Origin of the sequence: Lamprobacter sp., from assembly GCF_034860625.1 — a bacterium.
In the GTDB taxonomy this organism is placed as follows: domain Bacteria; phylum Pseudomonadota; class Gammaproteobacteria; order Chromatiales; family Chromatiaceae; genus Lamprobacter.
Genome location: NZ_JAYESN010000023.1, coordinates 41,549 through 59,524 on the forward strand (window position 1 = coordinate 41,549; position 17,976 = coordinate 59,524).

Below are 17,976 nucleotides of genomic sequence, written 5' to 3' on the forward strand. Positions count from 1 at the left end.
TAGGTCTCCGGTTAGAACTTCGCCAGGCTGGCACGGACAAGGGCTGCGTTGTTGGGGTCCAGACTCCACTGGCTATAGGTCGGGCAGTTGAAGAACACGTTGGCCACGGCGGGGTTCGCCCCGATCTCGGTGGCGGTCTTCACCGCCAGCTCACGGCGCAGCCGCTTGGCATATCGCCACAGGGCATCCACGTTGGTCGCCGTGACCATGGAGATCAGCATCCGGCTCGCGGCGTAGTGGGCGCCGATGTTCTCCTGGGGCGGCAGCTTGGCGTTGTCGGGGTCGCGCAGAATCTCCTCGGGCTTTGGAAGCTCCTTGTAGCTGGCGAGGAACGCCTTCAGGCTGTTGGCTTGCGTCGAGCCAATGACGCCGCTGATGGCTGCCCACATGGCCGGGTTGTCCGGGACAATCAATGGGTCGGTGATCTTCTCCAGCTTGCGAGCGGTGCGGACGTACTGGCACGCGGCCATGTACGAGCGGTTGGTGAGGAACGGCCCGTCCTTGGTTGGCTGCGCACTGGCGAAGTCCTGAGCGGCGAACTCGGCATAGTCCACCATGATCGATGGGACTTCTTTGGAGCGCAGATACTTGAGATACCCCTCGTGCGGGTTGTAGACCTCCAAGGTCGTGATGCGATTATTCAAGATCGACAGCAGCTTGGTCGCTCCGGCCCCGTCTTGCTGGCGGTTACCAGCGGCAACTATCCAGGTGCGTTGGCTGAGTTTGTGGTCTCCCAACCGGCCATTTAAGAGGGTGTCGCAGGCGGCTTTCTGAGTGACGGTGTCGGCCTGCGGCAGCTCATCGAAGTTGATGACGACGATCTCGGCGCCGAACTCCTTGTAGGCCCGCTGCTCCTTGGCAGCGATGTCGGGCATGATGTAGACCGACTCCTTGTGGCCCGTCTCCTTGTTGGTCTCGAACAGCTGCCAGCCCCTAATATCCATGGGGTCCCGGGTGGACAGAATCTCGGTGATGCAGATCACCTTGCCGCCCGGGGAGCTGGTCATGCCCGCAGGCAGGTCCAGCGGGGTCTCCAGCGGCTCGGCGTCGGGGAAGAAGTGGGCTTCGAGCTTTGCCAGCAGTACGTCAGTGAGAAAGTCCGACTTGCCCATGCCGGGGGGGCCAACCAGATAGGCCGGCATCGGTCGGCTGTTCTGGCGGGTCAGATAAAACATCGGGGAGTTGCTAACGAAGTCGTTCAATGAGATCATTGCGTTTATCTCTGTTAGGAGTGAGTGAGTTCGGCGCGGGTCTGAGAGGCCCGCGCCTTTTTGTTAGTCGGCTCAGAAGCTAGTGAGCAAATCATCCAGGTCAGCCGTCGACGCCTGCTGACTTGCCCGCTGGATGTGCTCCGGCATGGGCTCGTCCCAGATCGACCCCAGTGCGTCACTGAGTTGACCGGCTGCCTTCTCGGCGTCCTTGGCTTTCTTCGACGCCAGCTGGGGGTCTTTCTTCAGGTCGTCCGCCGTGATGGCGGTGAGGTCCAGGGCCTCGGATAACTCGTCGACCAGGTCGACGATGCGAGAGCCCGCCTCGGTCTCGGGCATGGCATAATCCCTCAGCTTTCCCAGGCTATGCTGGACGTTCTCCACCAAGCTGTCGTAGATCGCCGGACGGCGACCCTTCTGAGTTGCATACCATTTGGACAGCTTTGTGAGATTCTTGGTCATGGTCTTCAGATATTCGACCGTCTCCAGGATGGTCTGCTGCTGGCCGAACTTCAGCTGCTCGGCAGCCTGAGCCTCCATGTGCGCCTCGATGTTCTTCGCCACGTTCGGGGGTAGGAACATGCCTTCCAGTACGTCCGTGCGGGCCATGGGCTTGAGTGTGACCGGGGTGTACACCCAGCCGGCCAGGATGTCGGTCGATGTCACATACTTCGCATAGGGCTGCAGCTGCGCATCCAGCACCTGATCGTTAATCGCGTCCTGAACGCGCTGGTCGATGGTCATTCCGCAAGTCTGCCGAGCCGCATCCAGTGCGTCATAGAGCGAGCCAGCGGTCTGGCTACCCGCCACAGTGAACTTGCTGCCAAACTCGGCTGACGCCGCAACGGAGCTGACAATGAAGCGGTCACCGGAAGCCGTCTTGGTGTCTGCCGTCGCGCCTCGGTTGCCGAACGGCATCGTCGCCTTGTAATACTCCGTGCGAACAAGCCCGTGGGCTTTCACCAGCTCGGCGAACTCCTTGTTGTAGGGGTCCGGCAGCGGGTTTACCGCGAGAGACTTCAGGGCGGATTCCTTCACGCCGAGGAAGACAGCCACGTCTGCACGGCGGGTCTTCGGGATGTCAACTTTGGGCCGTGCACCGCCGGTGCCAGTAACGGACGAGACGAGACCAGCCGATGCGAGGGTGTCGAGAATCTTTGCCATGGGGTTAAGCTCCTGTGGAGTTAGATGCACAGGCTAACAGGTGCCTGTGCGTTAGGGAAGCGTTAAATGGTGTAAAGCGGGGCTGTGGGACAGACTACGGCAGGAAGACCGAGATGGCCGCGAGGTCCAGCATCGCTTCCAAAGTGAGTGGTAGCGGGCGCCCTGATAGGGTGTCGTCGGGGGTGTAGCCCCACACAAATCGACCCCGGGTGCTGATCCCACGGGCCTGCATGGCGTCGTCCCAGCTGATGGGACGCGCGGTGTCAATGGTGATGCCGGGGTAGATCGCCTCCGCCAGCTCGCCAACGGAGATGTGAAGGTGCTCGATGTTGGCCTCGGGCAGAAGCTGACCCGGCTGGACTTTCGGGCGAACAGGGTCGCAGACATACTTCAGCACAGTGTCTGGCCGGACACTGTGCTGCAGATCATCCAGTACGAGCCGTCCGTCTTCGGTGACGCTGGTTAGCGCGTGGTGTCCGTCTGCACGGAAAACGGTGTCTCCCACGCGCGGTGGGTTCTTCTCAGTGTAGGTCGTGTACGGCATGTTGGCCCCCTGTTAGCTGTGTGAGGAGTTGGTCTGCTCGGTGGGGATGTCCCACCACGGTATCCCTTGGTCGTCGGTCTCGTGCTGCTGGCCAGCGAACGGGTTCTGGAAAAGGGCGATTTCGGCCATGTCGGTCTCCAGGTGAGTGGGTGGGGCGTTGTAACGCGAAAAAGTAACGATGACCCCATTACAGATCAATGACTTAGCTGGTTTGTTACCACCGTAACAGGATTTCGGCGGTATCCAGGTGGGTCTTGGGCGCGCTTCCACCACGCGCTTGCGCCTGATAATCATTCTCAAATGGGATTTTTAAGGTCAGAATCCATTATTTTTTTAGTAACGTTGTTATTCTGGTTGGTAAATAACTGAATTGACTGGAAAAAATTTCCGTTACAGCGGTTACGGACTGGTTTACAAAAATCGAAAAAGTAACAGTTTCTGGGCCGTTTTCGGCCAGAAAAGGGGGATATGGGCGTGGATTACCCCGCCGCCGCCGCCGCCGCCGCCGCCCACACAAACTTCTCCTTAGCGCGCTAAGGAGAAGTTGATTTTGTAACTAGATTTGTAACGACCTGGATGAAGCCCGAGCCGAGCCCCCAGACCGTTACAAACTCCCAAAAAAGTTACAGACCGAGCCGAGCTGGCGACCAAGCCCGGACTGTTACAAAAATCCAAAAAAGTTACAGTGTCGCGAGCGCGCTGGTGATTTGAGCCATCGCTGGCATGACCACGAACAGAACCACAGACCCAACGCTGACGATAGACGCCAATGCAAAATAGACAGACGACATGTTACAAACTCCCAAAAAAGTTACAGACGCGCGGAAACCTGAGAGGCGAGCGTGGACAGTCCGACGCCTAACCCTCAAGCCCGTGAGTCGTTGGTGAGATGATGCACTGCGGGTGCATCGACCGAGCCTGATACGTTCAGGCTGGAACGGACACCGTCCTTGGTGTCAGACGTCTGAGGGCAAGTTAGGCCACGTGGCGTTTGGCGTCTTGCTTCTCCAACTGGTAACGCTCAACCCATTTTTCGTGTTTGTCTGACTTACGCGCGTGGTCGACGCGCTCCATCAGCCTGTCCATGAGTTCCCTTTCAAGATATTCCTGTGCTTGTTTAAGCGTATACGTCTCGTCGACGTCTATCGTCCTGGCGATCTCTCTCACCAGAGCGTCAATCCCGCGATCGACGCGCGGATCGGCCAGACCCCTGACCGACTGGGCCGAGAACTCCATGAACGGATTGACTTTCGCCCCTGCCAGGTTCCACTCCCGAGCGTTCTTTTTCGGGATGGTCAGACCTAGAATCTTGCCCGTGCGCTTGCCGTTAGTGTCGCGCTCGTACTTCCCTTTGATAGGGGTAAATTCTTCCATCCAAGCTAACAACTTGGCGCGGACTGGGCCGACCGTGTCGCAGACAAATACGCGGTTTAACGCCGCGTCGTTAATAATTTCTTTTTTCCCAGCGTTCTCGAGCGGACGCAGTAAATCCAGCATGATTAGCTGGATGCGGTCGAAAACTTTCTCAGTAGCGTCAAACGCGCCTACGATGGCGCTGGCTAGCTCAATGCGAGTAAATTTATGTTTGTTATTTTTGGTTTGATGGATAACAGTGCTGAGTGCTGGCATGGTCTTGATCTCCTAACGTAGTCAGTGACAGATAGCCGAGCGACTATCCCCACAAGGCCGAAAGACCCTGTAGGGATACCCGAAACAAAAACCCCAGCGTCAACGTGGTCGACGCTGGGGTGTGGTATGTTCAAAGTATCCTAGGCTACTAAGTGCTACTTGTGCATCCTGCCCGTAACGTGCGCCATAACCGCACGTTACGTGTTCACAGTGTTTGCCTTAGTGTTGTTGAGGCCATAATGCTTGCACCATAATGGTGATCCCCAACGATCCTAGCTGCACCATGGCTACTTGCTCGTGTATCAGACAACCAGCGCGGGCGTTACACTCGATGTAAACGACATCCCACACGCTGGCCAGCATGGCCGTGCTAGGTTTTATAGTGGCTTGACCCGCATTTCGATATTGCGTCGGCTACCCGTTTCACCCCTGCGTCTTGACATTGGCATACCGTTAGCGCGGCACCGAGACAAGCGTTAGATACTGGCATGTTAGCCGCTTGCCAACTTGGTAGGGATAGACCTATCCCACTAACGTGATACCACTGCTGATCGCGCATCTATGGGCTATCTGGTAGTGAACCACTCGATCTGTTGCGCCTAGTGCCACAACTAATCAGTACCGAATTTTTAAAGACCTGGGTAAGCTCGGCGACTCCCGTCGGGAGCGGCTTCGCTTACCATAGGCGAGCTGCTAACCTGACCTTGACGCGGCTTCGAGCCGCTGCTCCCCCCTCCCCCCCCAGGACACCGCCCCGCCCCCGCCCCACCGCCCCGCCCCTACAAGGGCCTCACACATAAAACCAAAAATCCCATTTTTCCGTAAGCACAGACTAACGTTTCGTTCCAAAGCCTTACACCTGCTACACTTCACCTAACACAACTCACCAAGACCCCAATATGAGCGCTTTACCCACGAGCCTCCCTGATCGGTTCTACATCGACCTGGCGATTGGCACGCAGTCCTTCGTCGAGATTTGCCGGCTCTACCAACTCCGCCCGGAAGAGGTCGAGGAGCACACCGAAGACCCGCTTTTTATTCAGCGTTTGGCTCAGGCAGAGCAGGCGGTGGCGGATGATGGGCGGGCGTTCCGCGCTCGTTGCAAGCGCGTGGTTCATGACTCGATCCCGCAAATGCAGGCGTTGATCAACCGCCCCGATGTGCCTGCTGCCACGCAATTAAGCGCATTCCAGACCCTGGTGCGTTACTCGGGAATGGAGCCGGAAAAGCAGGCCAAGCCAACGCATTCCGGCCCGGCCTTGACGTTCACAATCATCGGCCCCGGTCAGCAGCGAATGGAGACGCGAATTGAAGGCACGGTGGTTAATAATGAAGACGATGATGAAGATGACGACTTCATCCCATTGGCGAGCCCAGAAGAATCGAGGATGTTTTCGGTATGAGCGGTTGTATTACGTCCACCCAAGAGCGGATCGGGGCTTAATCTCCCGGCGTCTGTGAGCAGCGAGAATGGACCCTCCTGTCGGGTTGTTGTCGGCTACCAACACAGCATACTGGCAAGCATCAGCTAGGTGTGAGTGCTCATCCTTTAGCGGTCGGTTATCTTGCACCCCTTGCTTGTTTACTTTGTATTTGTAACCGTACCGAAAGCCTTTGATTAGCTGGGTACAGGTAGGGTTAATGACAAAAGCCGGCTTGCCCTCGATATGGTCTAGCAAAACCCGCTCTACAGCCTCAATGCGCCGCTCTGGATCATTGGTGTTTGGTCGCACAACTTGATAGCCTGCAGCTTTAATGACATCGACCGGACTGACCTCACCGATTTGCTGCTTAGCCCAACCTGCTGGGTCGGGCGCGATAACGACATGGCAGCCGATGAGATCGGATTCACCAAGGCGCGGGCCGAGCTTCTTTGAGATAAACGTCTCAATCCCCATGTTTTCGCTAGTCAACTCATCTAAAACCACTAGCTGGCCACTGGTATTGCGCTGGCAGATCGCCGCCGCTGGTGTTCGACCGAAGTCCAACCCTACAATCAGCGGATAGTTTGCCGACTTCAGCGCCGTGAACGGCTCGGTGGCGATGTGAAAGTCTGGTGAAAATGTCTTCTCATACACTGGAAGACCAGAAAGGGATCGCCCGTAGCGACAGCGAAGGTATACATCGATAAAATCTTGGGATTTTCCCGGCACCACCCCCGGGTAATACTGCGGGTCTAAGTGTTGGAGGTTGTCCGCTTGTGGATTCAGCCACCAGACGTTGCCTCGGGCATCCGTGGTCCCATCTTCTTCATCTGGCTCGACGCCCTCCTGTTGGAAGTATTCCTCAAAGTTTAGGATTGCCGGAGGCTGAACATGAATACTCCAGTTTTCTGGAGGGTTTTCGATGACGTGAAAAAGGTGTGTGTCTTGGTCAGGGGGGTTGGTGTCTAGGATAGCTCCAGACCACGTCGGTCCGCCGTCCTTCATCGATGGATAGCGCCTCAAGCGCATAAGTAAGCCGTCAATGACCTCGGGAGCGACCTCACGGGTTTCGTTAATAAAGACGCCGGTAAGCTCCAACGACAAAGCCTTTCTCACGTCATCTGGATGGTCGAGTGCAAGAGCTTGGATTTCGCATTTTACCCTAGTGCTGTCTGGCAGCTGCACATCAATATAGAAGACTTTTTCACTAGCTTTCCACACACCCCAGACGCCTGGGGGAATCCAATCAAACAGCGTCTTGAGTGTCGTGGAACGAAGTTGATCAACAGTATTCCGAACAATCCCCCACCTTGTTTTGCGTACTCCCTCAGAGTTAGGCGCTTGTTTGATGGCCCGGTGGAGTATTTCGTGACAGCAAGCCACACTCTTTCCGCTTCCGATAGGCCCCATAAGCACTCGAACAAAGGAATCATCGTTGATAAACTCCCAGATTGTTTTTGTTGCCACGAAATCAGTCATGCTGCTGTCGCCTTTTTGGAAAAGTGTTTAACTGCTGCATCGCGCCCGTTACGTCTAGCATAAGCCATAAATGTGAATGGTTTAACACCAAGACTTTTAGCGATCTCTGTCATAGAAGGGCCTTGCGTTTTCCTTTTTTCATAGTGGGCGATTGCCGCCTCGACTCCATGCCGCCTGGCGTAAGGCGCGAATGTGCCTGGGGGAACTCCGACGCTTTCAGCGATCTCCTTTAGTGTTTTTCCGTTTCTTTGTTTTAGCGCATTGTAGTGCTCCACCGCTTCTTCGTATGTATGGGACTGCAGGAAAGCCCAAAGAGTCCGAGTGTTTGTGCCTAGCTCTTCTGCAAGTTCAGTGATGGTGCATTCTTTTCCTTCGTGCTTGAATGTTGGGCGCCCGTTGCGTTTCGCTTTCTCCCGCATTGACTCCGCGTTGTGCCTATCTGTGTACGGCATTGACAGCGCAGCCTCAACTCCAAGTCTCCGCACTCTATCTGATAAGCCTGCCGTTGTGATGCCTAGCTCCTTAGCCCATTCAGCTCGGGTCTGTGTTCGCCCCTCAAACGTGTATTCTATGTTTTTTGGCGGTGCGGGTGTTGAAAGTGCTTGCTCGACGGACCAATTGCAGTCATTAAGCCGCTTGGATATTATATCTTTTGGCAAACCAAGGTGTTTTTCCCATTCTGTTATACTTTTGGTTTCGCCGCGATATTCGATCATCCGAGTATTACGCTCTTTGGCCATAGCGACGCACCTTGCGGCGTGGATTGCTCGTGTTTCGGGGTCGTCGAGAATACGCTGCATTGCGGCCTCCAGCGGAAGAATATAGTTAATTCTAACACTAACACTCACTGGATGCCAGCGCACCTAACAGCCACGGACGGCGCTCGACATCTGCCTAACACCGCTCTACACTGACAGTTGACACTTCTCAGAGGGCAGTGATATGGTATCGAACCGGAAAGAGCGGCGGACAGACGCTAAATCGAAGGTCCAGGCGCGCGTCTCCACATCAGGCGCTGGTCAGCCGCCTGCAAAGACGACCAAGACTGAGGCGACAAGAGGGTCGTCTGGCAAACAGCTCACCACACGCGGCTCTCGTGCTGTGACCGCATCCAAGGCAGGCCCCAAGCTCACGACGGCGGCTCAACGTGCTTCGGCTATGAGTGGGTTCGGGAAAACGGCGGCGCGGGGAGCCGGTGCAGTGCTCGGCCCGGTCGCCACAGCAGGACTTGTCGGCTCCGGCCTGGTGAAAGCGGCACAGGATGTGAGTAAGAAGGTCCAAGCCAACCCCGATCGCGAGTTGGTGCGGGGGCGCGGCCAGCGGGCGAAGGCATCCAGAGCCGCCGCAGGCGTAGGCGCAGGCAAAGGCGTGAACCTTGGACCAACCGAGCAGCAGCGAATGCTACGCAGCCAGTCCGCCGACCTGGCGGGTGGGGCGACTTCCAAGCCGAAAGCCAAGACTTCACCACCTAAGCCGAAAGCCAAGGCTTCACCCTCTAAGCCAACTCGAAGCCAATCCTCCAACTCCGATCTCAAGTCCTGGGCGGCGAAAGAGCAGGCCAAGCTCAAGGCTGACCAAGCCGCTCGCAAGAAGACCTCAAAGGCGCCCACGAAGCGCAAGAGCGGCGCCGACAAGTCACGCGAACTCTGGTTAGGACACTAAACGATGTCGGGCCTCATCGCCATGTTCCCAGTTGCGTCTTTGGAGGAAGAAGAGACGCTGGAGGAGAAGACGCGTCGTGTCCGTGAAGCGAACACGGAAAAGCAAGGTCGTGCTCTCATTACCTCCCTCGCCAGCCACGTCCGTAATCGATGGGCTGAGGCTCGGGATGCGAAGCTATCTGTTGAGGAGCGGATGGGCGACAACCTTCGACGTCGCCGTGGAGAGTATGACGCGCACAAGCTCGCCGAGATTCGCGCCCAAGGGGGGTCCGACATCTTTCTTGGCGTGACCTCCGTCAAGTGTCGAGCGGCAGCCGCATGGCTACGTGAGACGCTTCTGGGAACTGGCATTGATCGCCCTTGGCAACTCGAACACACCCCTCAACCCGAGCTACCTCCTGACGTGCTTCAGGGCTTGATGCGGAAGCTGCAGCAACAGTTTGTCCAGCTTGTGTCTTCTGGCGTCCCCATGGATGAGGCCGCGTTGCGTGAGCAGGCTGAGAAGATGAAAGCGCAGGCGGCGCATGAGCTGGAGGAGAAGGCCAGGGAGCGCGTGGAGCGCATGGCCGACAAGATCGAGGACCAGCTTGTCGAAGGCGGCTGGCTGCGTGCGCTCTCTGAGTTCATTGACGACCTGGTGACCTTCCCTACGGCGGTTCTCAAAGGCCCTGTGCCCCGTAACCGCACGCAGATGAAATGGGAAGGCGCAGAGATGGTGCCGACGAAGGCGCTCCGCCTAGAGTGGGAGCGTGTTGATCCGATGATGGTCTATCCCGCCCCCTGGTCGAGCAACGTCGACGACGGCTTTCTGATCGAGCGCCATCGGCTTACCCGCGAAGACCTTCAGGCCATGATTGGCGTGGAGGGCTACGATGATGATGCCATTCGCAGTGTGCTCAGCGAGTTCGAGTCCGGGGGGCTCGGGGAATGGTTGTGGATCGACACCGCCCAGGCTGAAGCGGAGGGCAAGGACTCAGACGCGTACCAGACAGCGGACCTGATTGACGCCATCCAGCTGTGGGATAGCGTGGAGGGCAAGCTCCTCATCGAGTGGGGCGTGCCTAAAGAGGAGATTGAAGACCCGTTCCTCTCCTACCCTTGCGAAGTATGGCTAGTCGACAACACGGTCATCCGGGCGGTACTTAACTACGATCCGCTGGGCCGCAAGCCTTACTACGCGACGAGCTACGAGAAGGTGCCGGGGGCGTTCTGGGGCAACTCTGTGGTCGACTTGGTCCGCGATCCGCAGGATATGGCCAACGCCTCTGCGCGCGCCTTGGCGAACAACATGGGTATCGCGAGTGGCCCTCAAGTCGAGGTGAACGTGTCACGTTTGCCTGCTGACGAAGACATCACCCAGATGCACCCATGGAAGATTTGGCAGTCGACCTACAACGACTTCAGCGATCCACGTCCGGCGATCAGTTTTTTTCAGCCCAACTCCAACGCCGCAGAGCTGCTGGGTGTGATGGAGAAGTTTACCGCCCTGGCTGATGAGTATTCGGGCATCCCCAAGTACATGACCGGTGAGCACGTCGCAGGCGCTGGCCGAACCTCGTCTGGCTTGTCGATGCTGATTAACAACGCCGCAAAAAGCCTCAAGCATGTGGTGTCTAACGTCGACTATGACGTGATCAATCCCATGCTAGAGCGTCTATACCAACACAATCTGCGTTATAGCCTCGATCCTGCGATGGTCGGCGATGTTCGTATTGTGGCCCGAGGCGCGATGAGTCTCGTGTCACGCGAGGCGGCGGCGGTACGACGCAATGAGTTCCTTCAGGTGGTTTTGGGCTCCCCACTGGCTCAGCAGATCGTTGGTGTGCCGGGGGCTGCTGAGCTACTGCGCGAAAACGCTCGTTTGTTGGACGTCAACCCGGAGCGTATTGTCCCGAGCCGAGAAGAGATTCAACAGCAACTCGCGATGCAGGCCCAACAACAGCAGGCAATGATGCAGGCAAAGATGGCGCATGAGCAGCAGATTGCTCAGGGTGGAGCAGGCTCTGCACCGACGCATCCTGACGGCTCTCGTCAGGGGGGTCGAGACGCTAACTTCATTTCTCCAAGACCTAACATGAAGTAATAGCTTGACGTCGTTAGTCTTTCGTCTAATACTTCGTGTTATGCGTACTAGAGAGCTAACAGGGCCGCAACTCACCGCACTGACTCGTCTGCGACTCCCCGAGATGGAGGGTGTGATTGAGCTGCTGAAGGCTGAGATGTCGGACGCCTATGCGGCGCTCACGAAAGCGGACGATCAAGTACAGATTTACCGGCTCCAGGGCAAGATTACGACCCTTGGCGCTTTTATCGAGCTAGTGGAGACCTCTAGCGAACGCCTGTCCAGGCACAACGGAAGACCATAACGCGTTGAGACAGACCGCATCGGCGTCTTCATGCGAAGTTGGCTCCAACCGAGAGAACCCAATGGCAGACTCACATTTACCCCGACAGATTCGAGAGCGAGCAAAGCGTTTGCGGCTTCACGAAGAGCAGCTTGACCAGGCCGAAACGGCGTCAGAGCAGCCCGCTGAGACTGCGTCTGAGCCACCGGAAGCGTCGACACAAGCGCCGCCAGCGGAGCCTGGGCAGGCCGCTGAGGCTGTTCAGGAGGCTCCCACCGAGCCCGAGCCTGCGCCCGAGCCCGAGCCCGAGCCCGAGCCCGAACCGGCTCCAAGCGACGATTGGGAGCACAAATACAAGACGCTGAGCGGCAAATATCAGAACGAGGTGCCGCGCCTTCACAACGAGATACGCGAGCTGCGCAGCGCACTGGACGTGCTCCATCGTCAGATGTCGAGCGCGAATCAACCCAAGGAGCCCGAGGCGCCCCCCTCGCTGGTCACGGCGGATGATGTCGATGCGTTTGGTGAGGACTTGGTTGATCTGCAGCGACGCGTAGCGCGTGAGGTGCTAGCTGCTGAAACGGAAAAGCTGCGCAAGGAGAACGAGGCCATTCGACAGCAGATGCAGCAGGTCCAGGGCACGTCTTTTGAGGCGCGATTGCTGCAAGCGGTGCCAGATTTCCAGCAGGTCGACCAAGACCCACGGTGGGTGGCCTGGCTCGATGAGTTCGATCCGATGCTGCAAGGCCCGCGACGGGCGATTGCGCAAGCGGCTTACTCGCGGGGCGACGTTAATGCTGTAAGGGCGTATGTCGACCTGTTTAAGAGGACGATTCAGCCTTCGGACGACGGTGCTGTGCCGACACAGGCGCGCGCTCAGCAGGTGGCAAACCGACAAGCTGAGTTACAGCGTCAAGTTCAGCCTCCGAAGGCAGCAGCGCCTGCGACGACACCGAAGTCAGGCAAAGACCGCGTCTTTACGCGTCAGGAGGCCGAGCAATCGTACAACCAAGTTCGTCAGTTGCTGGCGAAAGGGAAGATTGACGCCGCTGCGGCGTTAGAGCAGGAGATCAGTGCTGCTTGGATGGAAGGTCGCGTCCGCGACTGAACCTAACAGGTAGCCTGGTGAGTGAACTACCCACAACACGGAGTCTACTATGGCTACCTTAACCCCAGGTCCGGTTTACCCGGTTAATGCACCCTACAACACTAACCCTGCATATTCGGGTACTTTTATTCCGAATCTGTGGGCTGACAAGCTGCTGGTTAAGTTCTACGAGAACACCATGCTGTCAGAAGTGGCGAATACCGACTATAAGTAACCTTTGTAGTCGTTAAACTCGGTGAATTGCTGGAACCCTGAGACGGGAATCAGCAGCCAAGCCCCAAGGATGCGGGGAAGGTTCAACGACTAGGGACTTAGTGTTTACCTCTAGGCTTTATGCCTTGACTGAGGTGGAAGATGGATGTAGCGAAGCGTGGCGTAATTATTGGTATGGCTTTGGGCGATGGCTACGTTCGGGTGCGAACCCGATACGATCGTAAGTTGCCCCGAGAAGAGCGGACTTTGCGAGTTTTGCACGGCCCTTCTCAACGCGCATACTGCGAGTGGAAAGCTGAACGACTTGCGTGGGCTCTTGGGTGTCGACCGATGAAGGTGTCGACGTATAGGAACGGCCCAGGCGGAAGATATACCGCTTATCAGTTTTCAAAGAACCACAGTTATTTTGGGCAGGTTCATCGCTGGCTGTACCCCAATGGCAAAAAGCTGTTTACGCGAAAAGTGCTAGACATGCTTACACCAGAAGGATTGGCCATTTGGTATATGGACGACGGACACGCTAGGAAGAACACAAATAGCAGAGGGTTTGTGTCTTCTGTGGCTACGGACATCGCGACACAGTGTACAGAAGTCGAAGCGCAAGTTATTGTAGATTGGCTGCAAGATCGCTTCGGTTTGGAGTTTAAGGTTCGGTGCAACAAGCGATGCTCGCCCGGTAAGCAGTTTTATATCCAGGCGAACACATCAGCTAGTAATCAGTTTGCGTCGATTATTGCTCCTCACGTACCTGAGTGCATGTTGTACAAACTTGCTCACGTCGCAGCGCTAAGTTCCCACGAGTGCCGAGCACCAGTCTCGCATTGCTTTTCATGCGACACACCTGTTTATGATGATAGGCGCGGTGGGTTGTGTGTAAGGTGTTACACGCGAGAACGCACGAAACGACTTCGTGCGGCTGGTGATGATATAGTCTGATCTAGCGGGAATTAAACCACTAGAAGCATAGGATAAAGAGCCTGTGCGGTAACAGACCGGAAGGTCAATTCAAGTCCAAGGGCGACTCGATTCGTATTCGCACGCGTCCAGACATCAACATCCGGCCCTATGAAGTCGGTATGAATCTGCAATATGAGGTGCCGACGCCGGACTACCTCGACATGCAGATCGACCAGGGCTTCTACTTCGGTGTGAAGGTCTCTGATGTCATCCAGTACCAGGCCGATCGTGATCTGATGAATCTGTTCACGGACGAAGCCGCGAAGCAGATGAAGATTTCGATCGAGGAGGAGGTGTTCTTCAACGCCTTCGCGACTGAAGGCCCCGATGCTGAGAACGAAGGTGCGACAGCGGGCGCGCTGAGTGCCCACTACAACCTCGGCACCGATACGGCGCCGCTTGATGACAGCACGCCTAACAACATCTTGCAGGCCATCCTGCGGATGTCGTCCGTGCTTGATGAGCAGAACATCCCAACTGACGGGCGCTTTATCATCTTGTCGCCCTACGATCGCCACCTGCTCCTGCAGACCGACATCGCCGCGTCCTACTTCTCGGGCGATTCGACGTCGATGCAGCGCACCGGCAAGATCGGCATGATCGATCGGTTCTCGGCCTATGTGAGCAACTTGCTCCCACGCGCTGAGGCAGGTAAGGCGTATGTGCCCGGTCGCTCGCCAACCTCCGGTGGCGCCGCTGTGGCTGATGCGAAGCCGCGCCGGATGATCGTCGCCGGCACCAAGCACGCGCTGAGCTTTGCGGCTTCGATCGAGAAGACCGAGCCGATGCGTGACCCGACCGACTTCGGCGACATCGTGCGCGGCCTGGCGATCTACGGTCGCAAGATCGTGAAGCCCGAGGCCCTGGTTGTTGCTCAGGTCGGCACGCCGTAAGAGGTTGACGCGCTAGACGTGTCAATCACTGCTATACTGGGGGCTAACAAGCCCCCAATTTGTTAGGGCATACAAAGCGATGAATGTTTACGAGCTGGTTGAGAAGGTCGGCGGTGAAATCGTCCGGGGGCGGGCTCGGTATCGGCCCGAGGGCCAGAAATGGGTCGAGCTGGGTCGCCTGAATGGCGACAGCATGGAGTTCACACCAGCCGGAACGGCGCTGCGCCGCGAGCTGGATGAGGCACTACCCAAGCGTCCTCGACGGCTGAAGAAGTCGGAAAGCGACGAGAACGCTGACAGCAAGATGCTGTCGGAGCTGGGGTTTGAATAATGCTCCAGGTCTCGCTCGATGAGCTGTTTCCGCTCCTCGCGCCGCATCTCCCCGATGTGCCTGACGCGACCATGCGGCTGCATCTAGCCGCTGCCGCCTCGGAGTTCCTAGCTGAGACCTATCTGTGGCGCGAGCCCTTCGACGCCACGGCAACCCAGGCCGGCGTCCAAGAGTATCAGCTGTTCAGTGTGGCGCCGATCGAATCCGTCCTCTGGCTCAGAGCGGATGACGCCACGCTAACCCCCACCGACCCCCGATTTCTCGACAAGACGGTGCTGGCTCGTAGTGGGAAGCCTCAGAGCTTCTGGATCAAGGCGCCGGATACAGTCGTTCTCCACCCCATCCCGGACACTGCGTACTTGCTGACGGGCGCGTGTGCACTCAAGACGTCTCGCAGCAGCACTACGATCCCCGCTTGGTTGCACGAGACCTGGGCAGACGCTCTGGTCGACGGCGCGTACTGGCGCATTGCCAGCATCCCAGGAAAGACGTGGACGGCGATGGATTTGGCAATGATGCGTCGGCAGCGGTTCGACCGCGCCAAGGCCAACGCAAAGACCCATGATCTTCGACAGATCGAGCTGCGCGTGCAGCCAGTGAGGTTTTGATGGCAGCAGTTAAGGTAGTCGACCTCACCCAGAGGGCGCAGATCATTCTCCAAGACACGACGGGCACCCGCTGGCCGTGGGTTGAGCTTCAGCACTGGCTCAACGATGCGTACCGGGAGATCACCCTGCTGCGCCCTGACGCAAACACGGCGGCAGGGACATTCGCTTGTGAGGAAGGCACAAGACAGCGACTCGGTAATGTCTTTCCAAACGCGCTTCGCTTGATCGATGTGGTGCGCAACCTTGCTTCATCTTCCGCTAGGAAGGCGGTGCGGCTGATTGCCCGAGACATTTTGGATGATCAGCGCCGTGGGTGGCACGCGGAGTCTCCGAGCGTCAACATCGAGCACTTCATGTTCGATCCTCTGCTTCCGCGCGAGTTCTTGGTGTACCCACCTGCGTCAGCCTCAGCAGAGCTGGAGGTTGTGTACTCGTCGGTGCCGACCGCCCATGTGTTGACGGAGGCACAGTTGATGGACCCGGCAACGGCAGAGACGATCCAGATCGTCGACTCCTACGCGAATGCCATCCTCGACTACATCCTGTATCGCGCTTATAGCAAGGACGCGGAGTATGCGGCGAATGCGCAGCGTGCCATGTCGCATCGTGAGGCGATGCTCGCCTCATTGGCCGCGAAGACGCAAGTCGACACCGCGACGAAGAAAGCGGGCACACCATTAAGCACGACTTAACCGAGGGCTAACACATGGGATTTAGCTTAAACGACGTCGTTCGTAACGCTCGTATGCAGGCGGTCGCGGATGCAATCAATAGCGGTACTGGACCTGCGACCATCGAGATTTACGACGGCGTGCGCCCAGCCACTAAAGGCGGGGCGATTACAGATCAGGTTCTGCTGGCGACGGTCCTATTCGCCGACCCTTGCACGACTACGCCGATAGCCGATGGGGCGCTGACTTTCGATGCCTTCTCCCCTGCTACCGCTGTCGCCGGTGGGTCGGCCACCTGGGGGCGGATCAAGAATGCGGACGGGATGTTTATTGCCGACATTGACGTCTCTGAGGTCGCGGGAGGTGGGCAGCTTGTCCTGAATGCTACTTCGATTGTTCTGAACGCCACCGTAGAGGTCACCGCTGGGTCGATCCTTGACGGCAACGTGTAGGGGGCTGTTATGCAGGTGTACTACATTGGCGGTGATCCGGCACTGACGGATCATAGCGGAACAGTCACGACAGATTCTGCCTGTTTTGATCCCAACTATTCGCGCTGTGCGATTGCTGTGGGCACAGGGATGTTCGTCAACATCCCTGTGGAACCTGCGGTTGATCTCTCAACCCCCGACTCCAGCGGGGGGTTGTGGTTGCATGTAATGTGGCAGCTGGAACGAACCTACGAACACCAGCACGACCTAGCGCAGAACATATTTTGTGCTTTGGATTCGAGCGGGAACCTTGTTGCCGAGTCGGCGGGGTATCGCTACAGCCCCGCGATTCGTTTGTACGCCCCGAGTGGGAGTGTGGTTTCCCCGAATCGCAGTCTTTTGTTCCTCCCATCCGCTCTCACCGCTTACGACTTCCACTTCTACACCGATGATGGCGGGTCGCGGTGCCTTGACCTCTACGAGAATGGGGCGCTGATCGAAGCCTTAACGATGCCTGGGGAGCCGCTGACCGACATCGCCTCATTCCGTTTAGGGACGAGTAGCGAAAGCACGACCGCGGGGCTAGGATGTTTTTCTGAGCTGGTCGTCGCGGATTTCGACACGCGGCACATGCGCGTGGCGACCTATGTCCCGACTGCAGATGGCACCTATCTCGACGGCACCGGGGATTACACGGCTGTCGCTGAAGCTGACCCCGATGGCGCACTGCTGACGCTCGACACTGCTCCGGCTTCGCATAGTGTGGTCTTGTCGCCCGTTGGCACATTTGACTTGCCTGGAATCATTGCTGCAGTGGCGGGTGGTCGGGTAGCGACAAGCGATGGGAGCAGCCTTGAGTTCGGACTTCGGTCGACGGATGGACAGGAGTCGTTTTCAGGCCCACTAGCGGTCGGGACAGTGATTGCACCCCACACTCACACTTGGATGCGCCACAACAACCCCGCTTGGACCGGCCCAATGGACTTAAATGGTGCCGAGCTGATTGTCCGAGCCTCCTAATATCATGTACACGACCAGTGTTGACACACTCGCGGTTCAGGCTGTACTAGGCGCGGAACGCCCTGCCGTGGCTGATATGCTTGTCGTTCAGGCGATCGTGTCACCACCTACCATTGAGGGTTATGTGGTGGATGCAGGGCAGCCGGTCGCCACGCGGGTTGTCGCCTATGAGAGAAAGCGCGGGCATTTCATAGCAGCGACGATGTCTCGACTCGCAGAAGGAGGCTTTTACTGCCTGTCCATTCCGGGGCTTGCGATCGGAGATGAAGTCACCCGAGTCGTGTACTCGC

Annotated in this window: 19 protein-coding genes; 13 read left to right on the forward strand and 6 right to left on the reverse strand. The window is 57.4% G+C overall.

The window, feature by feature from the left end; all coding sequences use genetic code 11:
• Positions 1-11: 11 nt before the first annotated feature.
• From VBE63_RS08410 to VBE63_RS08425, 4 genes are all read right to left on the reverse strand, one after another.
• Positions 12-1,142 (reverse strand): hypothetical protein, encoded by a 1,131-nt coding sequence (locus VBE63_RS08410; RefSeq protein ID WP_323682569.1) that lies wholly within the window; start codon positions 1,140-1,142, stop codon positions 12-14.
• 141 nt (positions 1,143-1,283) lie between these two features.
• A complete protein-coding gene (locus VBE63_RS08415) occupies positions 1,284-2,372 on the reverse strand; it encodes a hypothetical protein (protein WP_323682570.1) in 1,089 nt (362 codons plus the stop codon).
• A 94-nt stretch (positions 2,373-2,466) separates the two neighbouring features.
• A complete protein-coding gene (locus VBE63_RS08420; protein WP_323682571.1) occupies positions 2,467-2,916 on the reverse strand; it encodes a hypothetical protein in 450 nt (149 codons plus the stop codon).
• A 975-nt stretch (positions 2,917-3,891) separates the two neighbouring features.
• Positions 3,892-4,545 carry a hypothetical protein gene (locus VBE63_RS08425; protein ID WP_323682572.1) on the reverse strand — a complete coding sequence of 218 codons (654 nt, stop codon included), beginning with the start codon at positions 4,543-4,545 and terminating at the stop codon, positions 3,892-3,894.
• Positions 4,546-5,444: 899 nt separating this feature from the next.
• Between VBE63_RS08425 and VBE63_RS08430 the strand changes: the two genes are divergently transcribed.
• The gene (locus tag VBE63_RS08430) at positions 5,445-5,948 is read left to right on the forward strand and encodes a hypothetical protein (protein ID WP_323682573.1); all 504 of its coding nucleotides are present in this window, start codon (positions 5,445-5,447) and stop codon (positions 5,946-5,948) included.
• 9 nt (positions 5,949-5,957) lie between these two features.
• Here VBE63_RS08430 and VBE63_RS08435 read toward each other — a convergent pair whose 3' ends face one another.
• Positions 5,958-7,448 (reverse strand): hypothetical protein, encoded by a 1,491-nt coding sequence (locus tag VBE63_RS08435; protein WP_323682574.1) that lies wholly within the window; start codon positions 7,446-7,448, stop codon positions 5,958-5,960.
• Positions 7,445-8,248 carry a hypothetical protein gene (locus VBE63_RS08440; protein WP_323682575.1) on the reverse strand — a complete coding sequence of 268 codons (804 nt, stop codon included), beginning with the start codon at positions 8,246-8,248 and terminating at the stop codon, positions 7,445-7,447. Before VBE63_RS08440 ends, VBE63_RS08435 begins: the two co-directional genes overlap by 4 nt.
• Positions 8,249-8,606: 358 nt before the next feature.
• Between VBE63_RS08440 and VBE63_RS08445 the strand changes: the two genes are divergently transcribed.
• From VBE63_RS08445 to VBE63_RS08495, 12 genes are all read left to right on the forward strand, one after another.
• Positions 8,607-9,110 carry a hypothetical protein gene (locus VBE63_RS08445; RefSeq protein ID WP_323682576.1) on the forward strand — a complete coding sequence of 168 codons (504 nt, stop codon included), beginning with the start codon at positions 8,607-8,609 and terminating at the stop codon, positions 9,108-9,110.
• 3 nt (positions 9,111-9,113) lie between these two features.
• Positions 9,114-11,192: a hypothetical protein gene (locus tag VBE63_RS08450; RefSeq protein ID WP_323682577.1), complete on the forward strand. Its 2,079-nt coding sequence runs from the start codon at positions 9,114-9,116 to the stop codon at positions 11,190-11,192.
• A 40-nt stretch (positions 11,193-11,232) separates the two neighbouring features.
• Entirely contained in the window at positions 11,233-11,475 is a 243-nt protein-coding gene (locus VBE63_RS08455) for a hypothetical protein (protein WP_323682578.1), read from the forward strand.
• Positions 11,476-11,536: 61 nt separating this feature from the next.
• Complete coding sequence (locus VBE63_RS08460) at positions 11,537-12,562, forward strand: hypothetical protein (RefSeq protein ID WP_323682579.1); 1,026 nt, start codon at positions 11,537-11,539, stop codon at positions 12,560-12,562.
• Positions 12,563-12,916: 354 nt separating this feature from the next.
• A complete protein-coding gene (locus VBE63_RS31335; RefSeq protein WP_416274525.1) occupies positions 12,917-13,711 on the forward strand; it encodes a hypothetical protein in 795 nt (264 codons plus the stop codon).
• 140 nt (positions 13,712-13,851) lie between these two features.
• Positions 13,852-14,625, forward strand: a complete 774-nt coding sequence (locus tag VBE63_RS08465; protein ID WP_323682580.1) for a hypothetical protein — start codon at positions 13,852-13,854, stop codon at positions 14,623-14,625.
• A gap of 79 nt (positions 14,626-14,704) precedes the next feature.
• Entirely contained in the window at positions 14,705-14,956 is a 252-nt protein-coding gene (locus tag VBE63_RS08470; protein WP_323682581.1) for a hypothetical protein, read from the forward strand.
• Positions 14,956-15,564: a hypothetical protein gene (locus VBE63_RS08475; RefSeq protein WP_323682582.1), complete on the forward strand. Its 609-nt coding sequence runs from the start codon at positions 14,956-14,958 to the stop codon at positions 15,562-15,564. Before VBE63_RS08470 ends, VBE63_RS08475 begins: the two co-directional genes overlap by 1 nt.
• Positions 15,564-16,256, forward strand: a complete 693-nt coding sequence (locus VBE63_RS08480) for a DUF6682 family protein (protein WP_323682583.1) — start codon at positions 15,564-15,566, stop codon at positions 16,254-16,256. Before VBE63_RS08475 ends, VBE63_RS08480 begins: the two co-directional genes overlap by 1 nt.
• A 14-nt stretch (positions 16,257-16,270) precedes the next feature.
• Entirely contained in the window at positions 16,271-16,687 is a 417-nt protein-coding gene (locus VBE63_RS08485; protein ID WP_323682584.1) for a hypothetical protein, read from the forward strand.
• Positions 16,688-16,696: 9 nt separating this feature from the next.
• Positions 16,697-17,686 (forward strand): hypothetical protein, encoded by a 990-nt coding sequence (locus tag VBE63_RS08490; RefSeq protein WP_323682585.1) that lies wholly within the window; start codon positions 16,697-16,699, stop codon positions 17,684-17,686.
• A gap of 4 nt (positions 17,687-17,690) precedes the next feature.
• Positions 17,691-17,976, forward strand: a 286-nt coding sequence (locus VBE63_RS08495; RefSeq protein ID WP_323682586.1) for a hypothetical protein, incomplete at its 3' end; no start/stop codon positions are given.

Bases quoted from the DNA above. Each gene is read 5' to 3' on its own strand.
- VBE63_RS08410 (WP_323682569.1), bottom strand. From the start codon at position 1,142: ATGCCGGCCTATCTGGTTGGCCCCCCCGGCATGGGCAAGTCGGACTTT.
- VBE63_RS08415 (WP_323682570.1), bottom strand. From the start codon at position 2,372: ATGGCAAAGATTCTCGACACCCTCGCATCGGCTGGTCTCGTCTCGTCC.
- VBE63_RS08420 (WP_323682571.1), bottom strand. From the start codon at position 2,916: ATGCCGTACACGACCTACACTGAGAAGAACCCACCGCGCGTGGGAGAC.
- VBE63_RS08425 (WP_323682572.1), bottom strand. From the start codon at position 4,545: ATGCCAGCACTCAGCACTGTTATCCATCAAACCAAAAATAACAAACAT.
- VBE63_RS08430 (WP_323682573.1), top strand. From the start codon at position 5,445: ATGAGCGCTTTACCCACGAGCCTCCCTGATCGGTTCTACATCGACCTG.
- VBE63_RS08435 (WP_323682574.1), bottom strand. From the start codon at position 7,448: ATGACTGATTTCGTGGCAACAAAAACAATCTGGGAGTTTATCAACGAT.
- VBE63_RS08440 (WP_323682575.1), bottom strand. From the start codon at position 8,248: ATGCAGCGTATTCTCGACGACCCCGAAACACGAGCAATCCACGCCGCA.
- VBE63_RS08445 (WP_323682576.1), top strand. From the start codon at position 8,607: ATGAGTGGGTTCGGGAAAACGGCGGCGCGGGGAGCCGGTGCAGTGCTC.
- VBE63_RS08450 (WP_323682577.1), top strand. From the start codon at position 9,114: ATGTCGGGCCTCATCGCCATGTTCCCAGTTGCGTCTTTGGAGGAAGAA.
- VBE63_RS08455 (WP_323682578.1), top strand. From the start codon at position 11,233: ATGCGTACTAGAGAGCTAACAGGGCCGCAACTCACCGCACTGACTCGT.
- VBE63_RS08460 (WP_323682579.1), top strand. From the start codon at position 11,537: ATGGCAGACTCACATTTACCCCGACAGATTCGAGAGCGAGCAAAGCGT.
- VBE63_RS31335 (WP_416274525.1), top strand. From the start codon at position 12,917: ATGGATGTAGCGAAGCGTGGCGTAATTATTGGTATGGCTTTGGGCGAT.
- VBE63_RS08465 (WP_323682580.1), top strand. From the start codon at position 13,852: ATGAATCTGCAATATGAGGTGCCGACGCCGGACTACCTCGACATGCAG.
- VBE63_RS08470 (WP_323682581.1), top strand. From the start codon at position 14,705: ATGAATGTTTACGAGCTGGTTGAGAAGGTCGGCGGTGAAATCGTCCGG.
- VBE63_RS08475 (WP_323682582.1), top strand. From the start codon at position 14,956: ATGCTCCAGGTCTCGCTCGATGAGCTGTTTCCGCTCCTCGCGCCGCAT.
- VBE63_RS08480 (WP_323682583.1), top strand. From the start codon at position 15,564: ATGGCAGCAGTTAAGGTAGTCGACCTCACCCAGAGGGCGCAGATCATT.
- VBE63_RS08485 (WP_323682584.1), top strand. From the start codon at position 16,271: ATGGGATTTAGCTTAAACGACGTCGTTCGTAACGCTCGTATGCAGGCG.
- VBE63_RS08490 (WP_323682585.1), top strand. From the start codon at position 16,697: ATGCAGGTGTACTACATTGGCGGTGATCCGGCACTGACGGATCATAGC.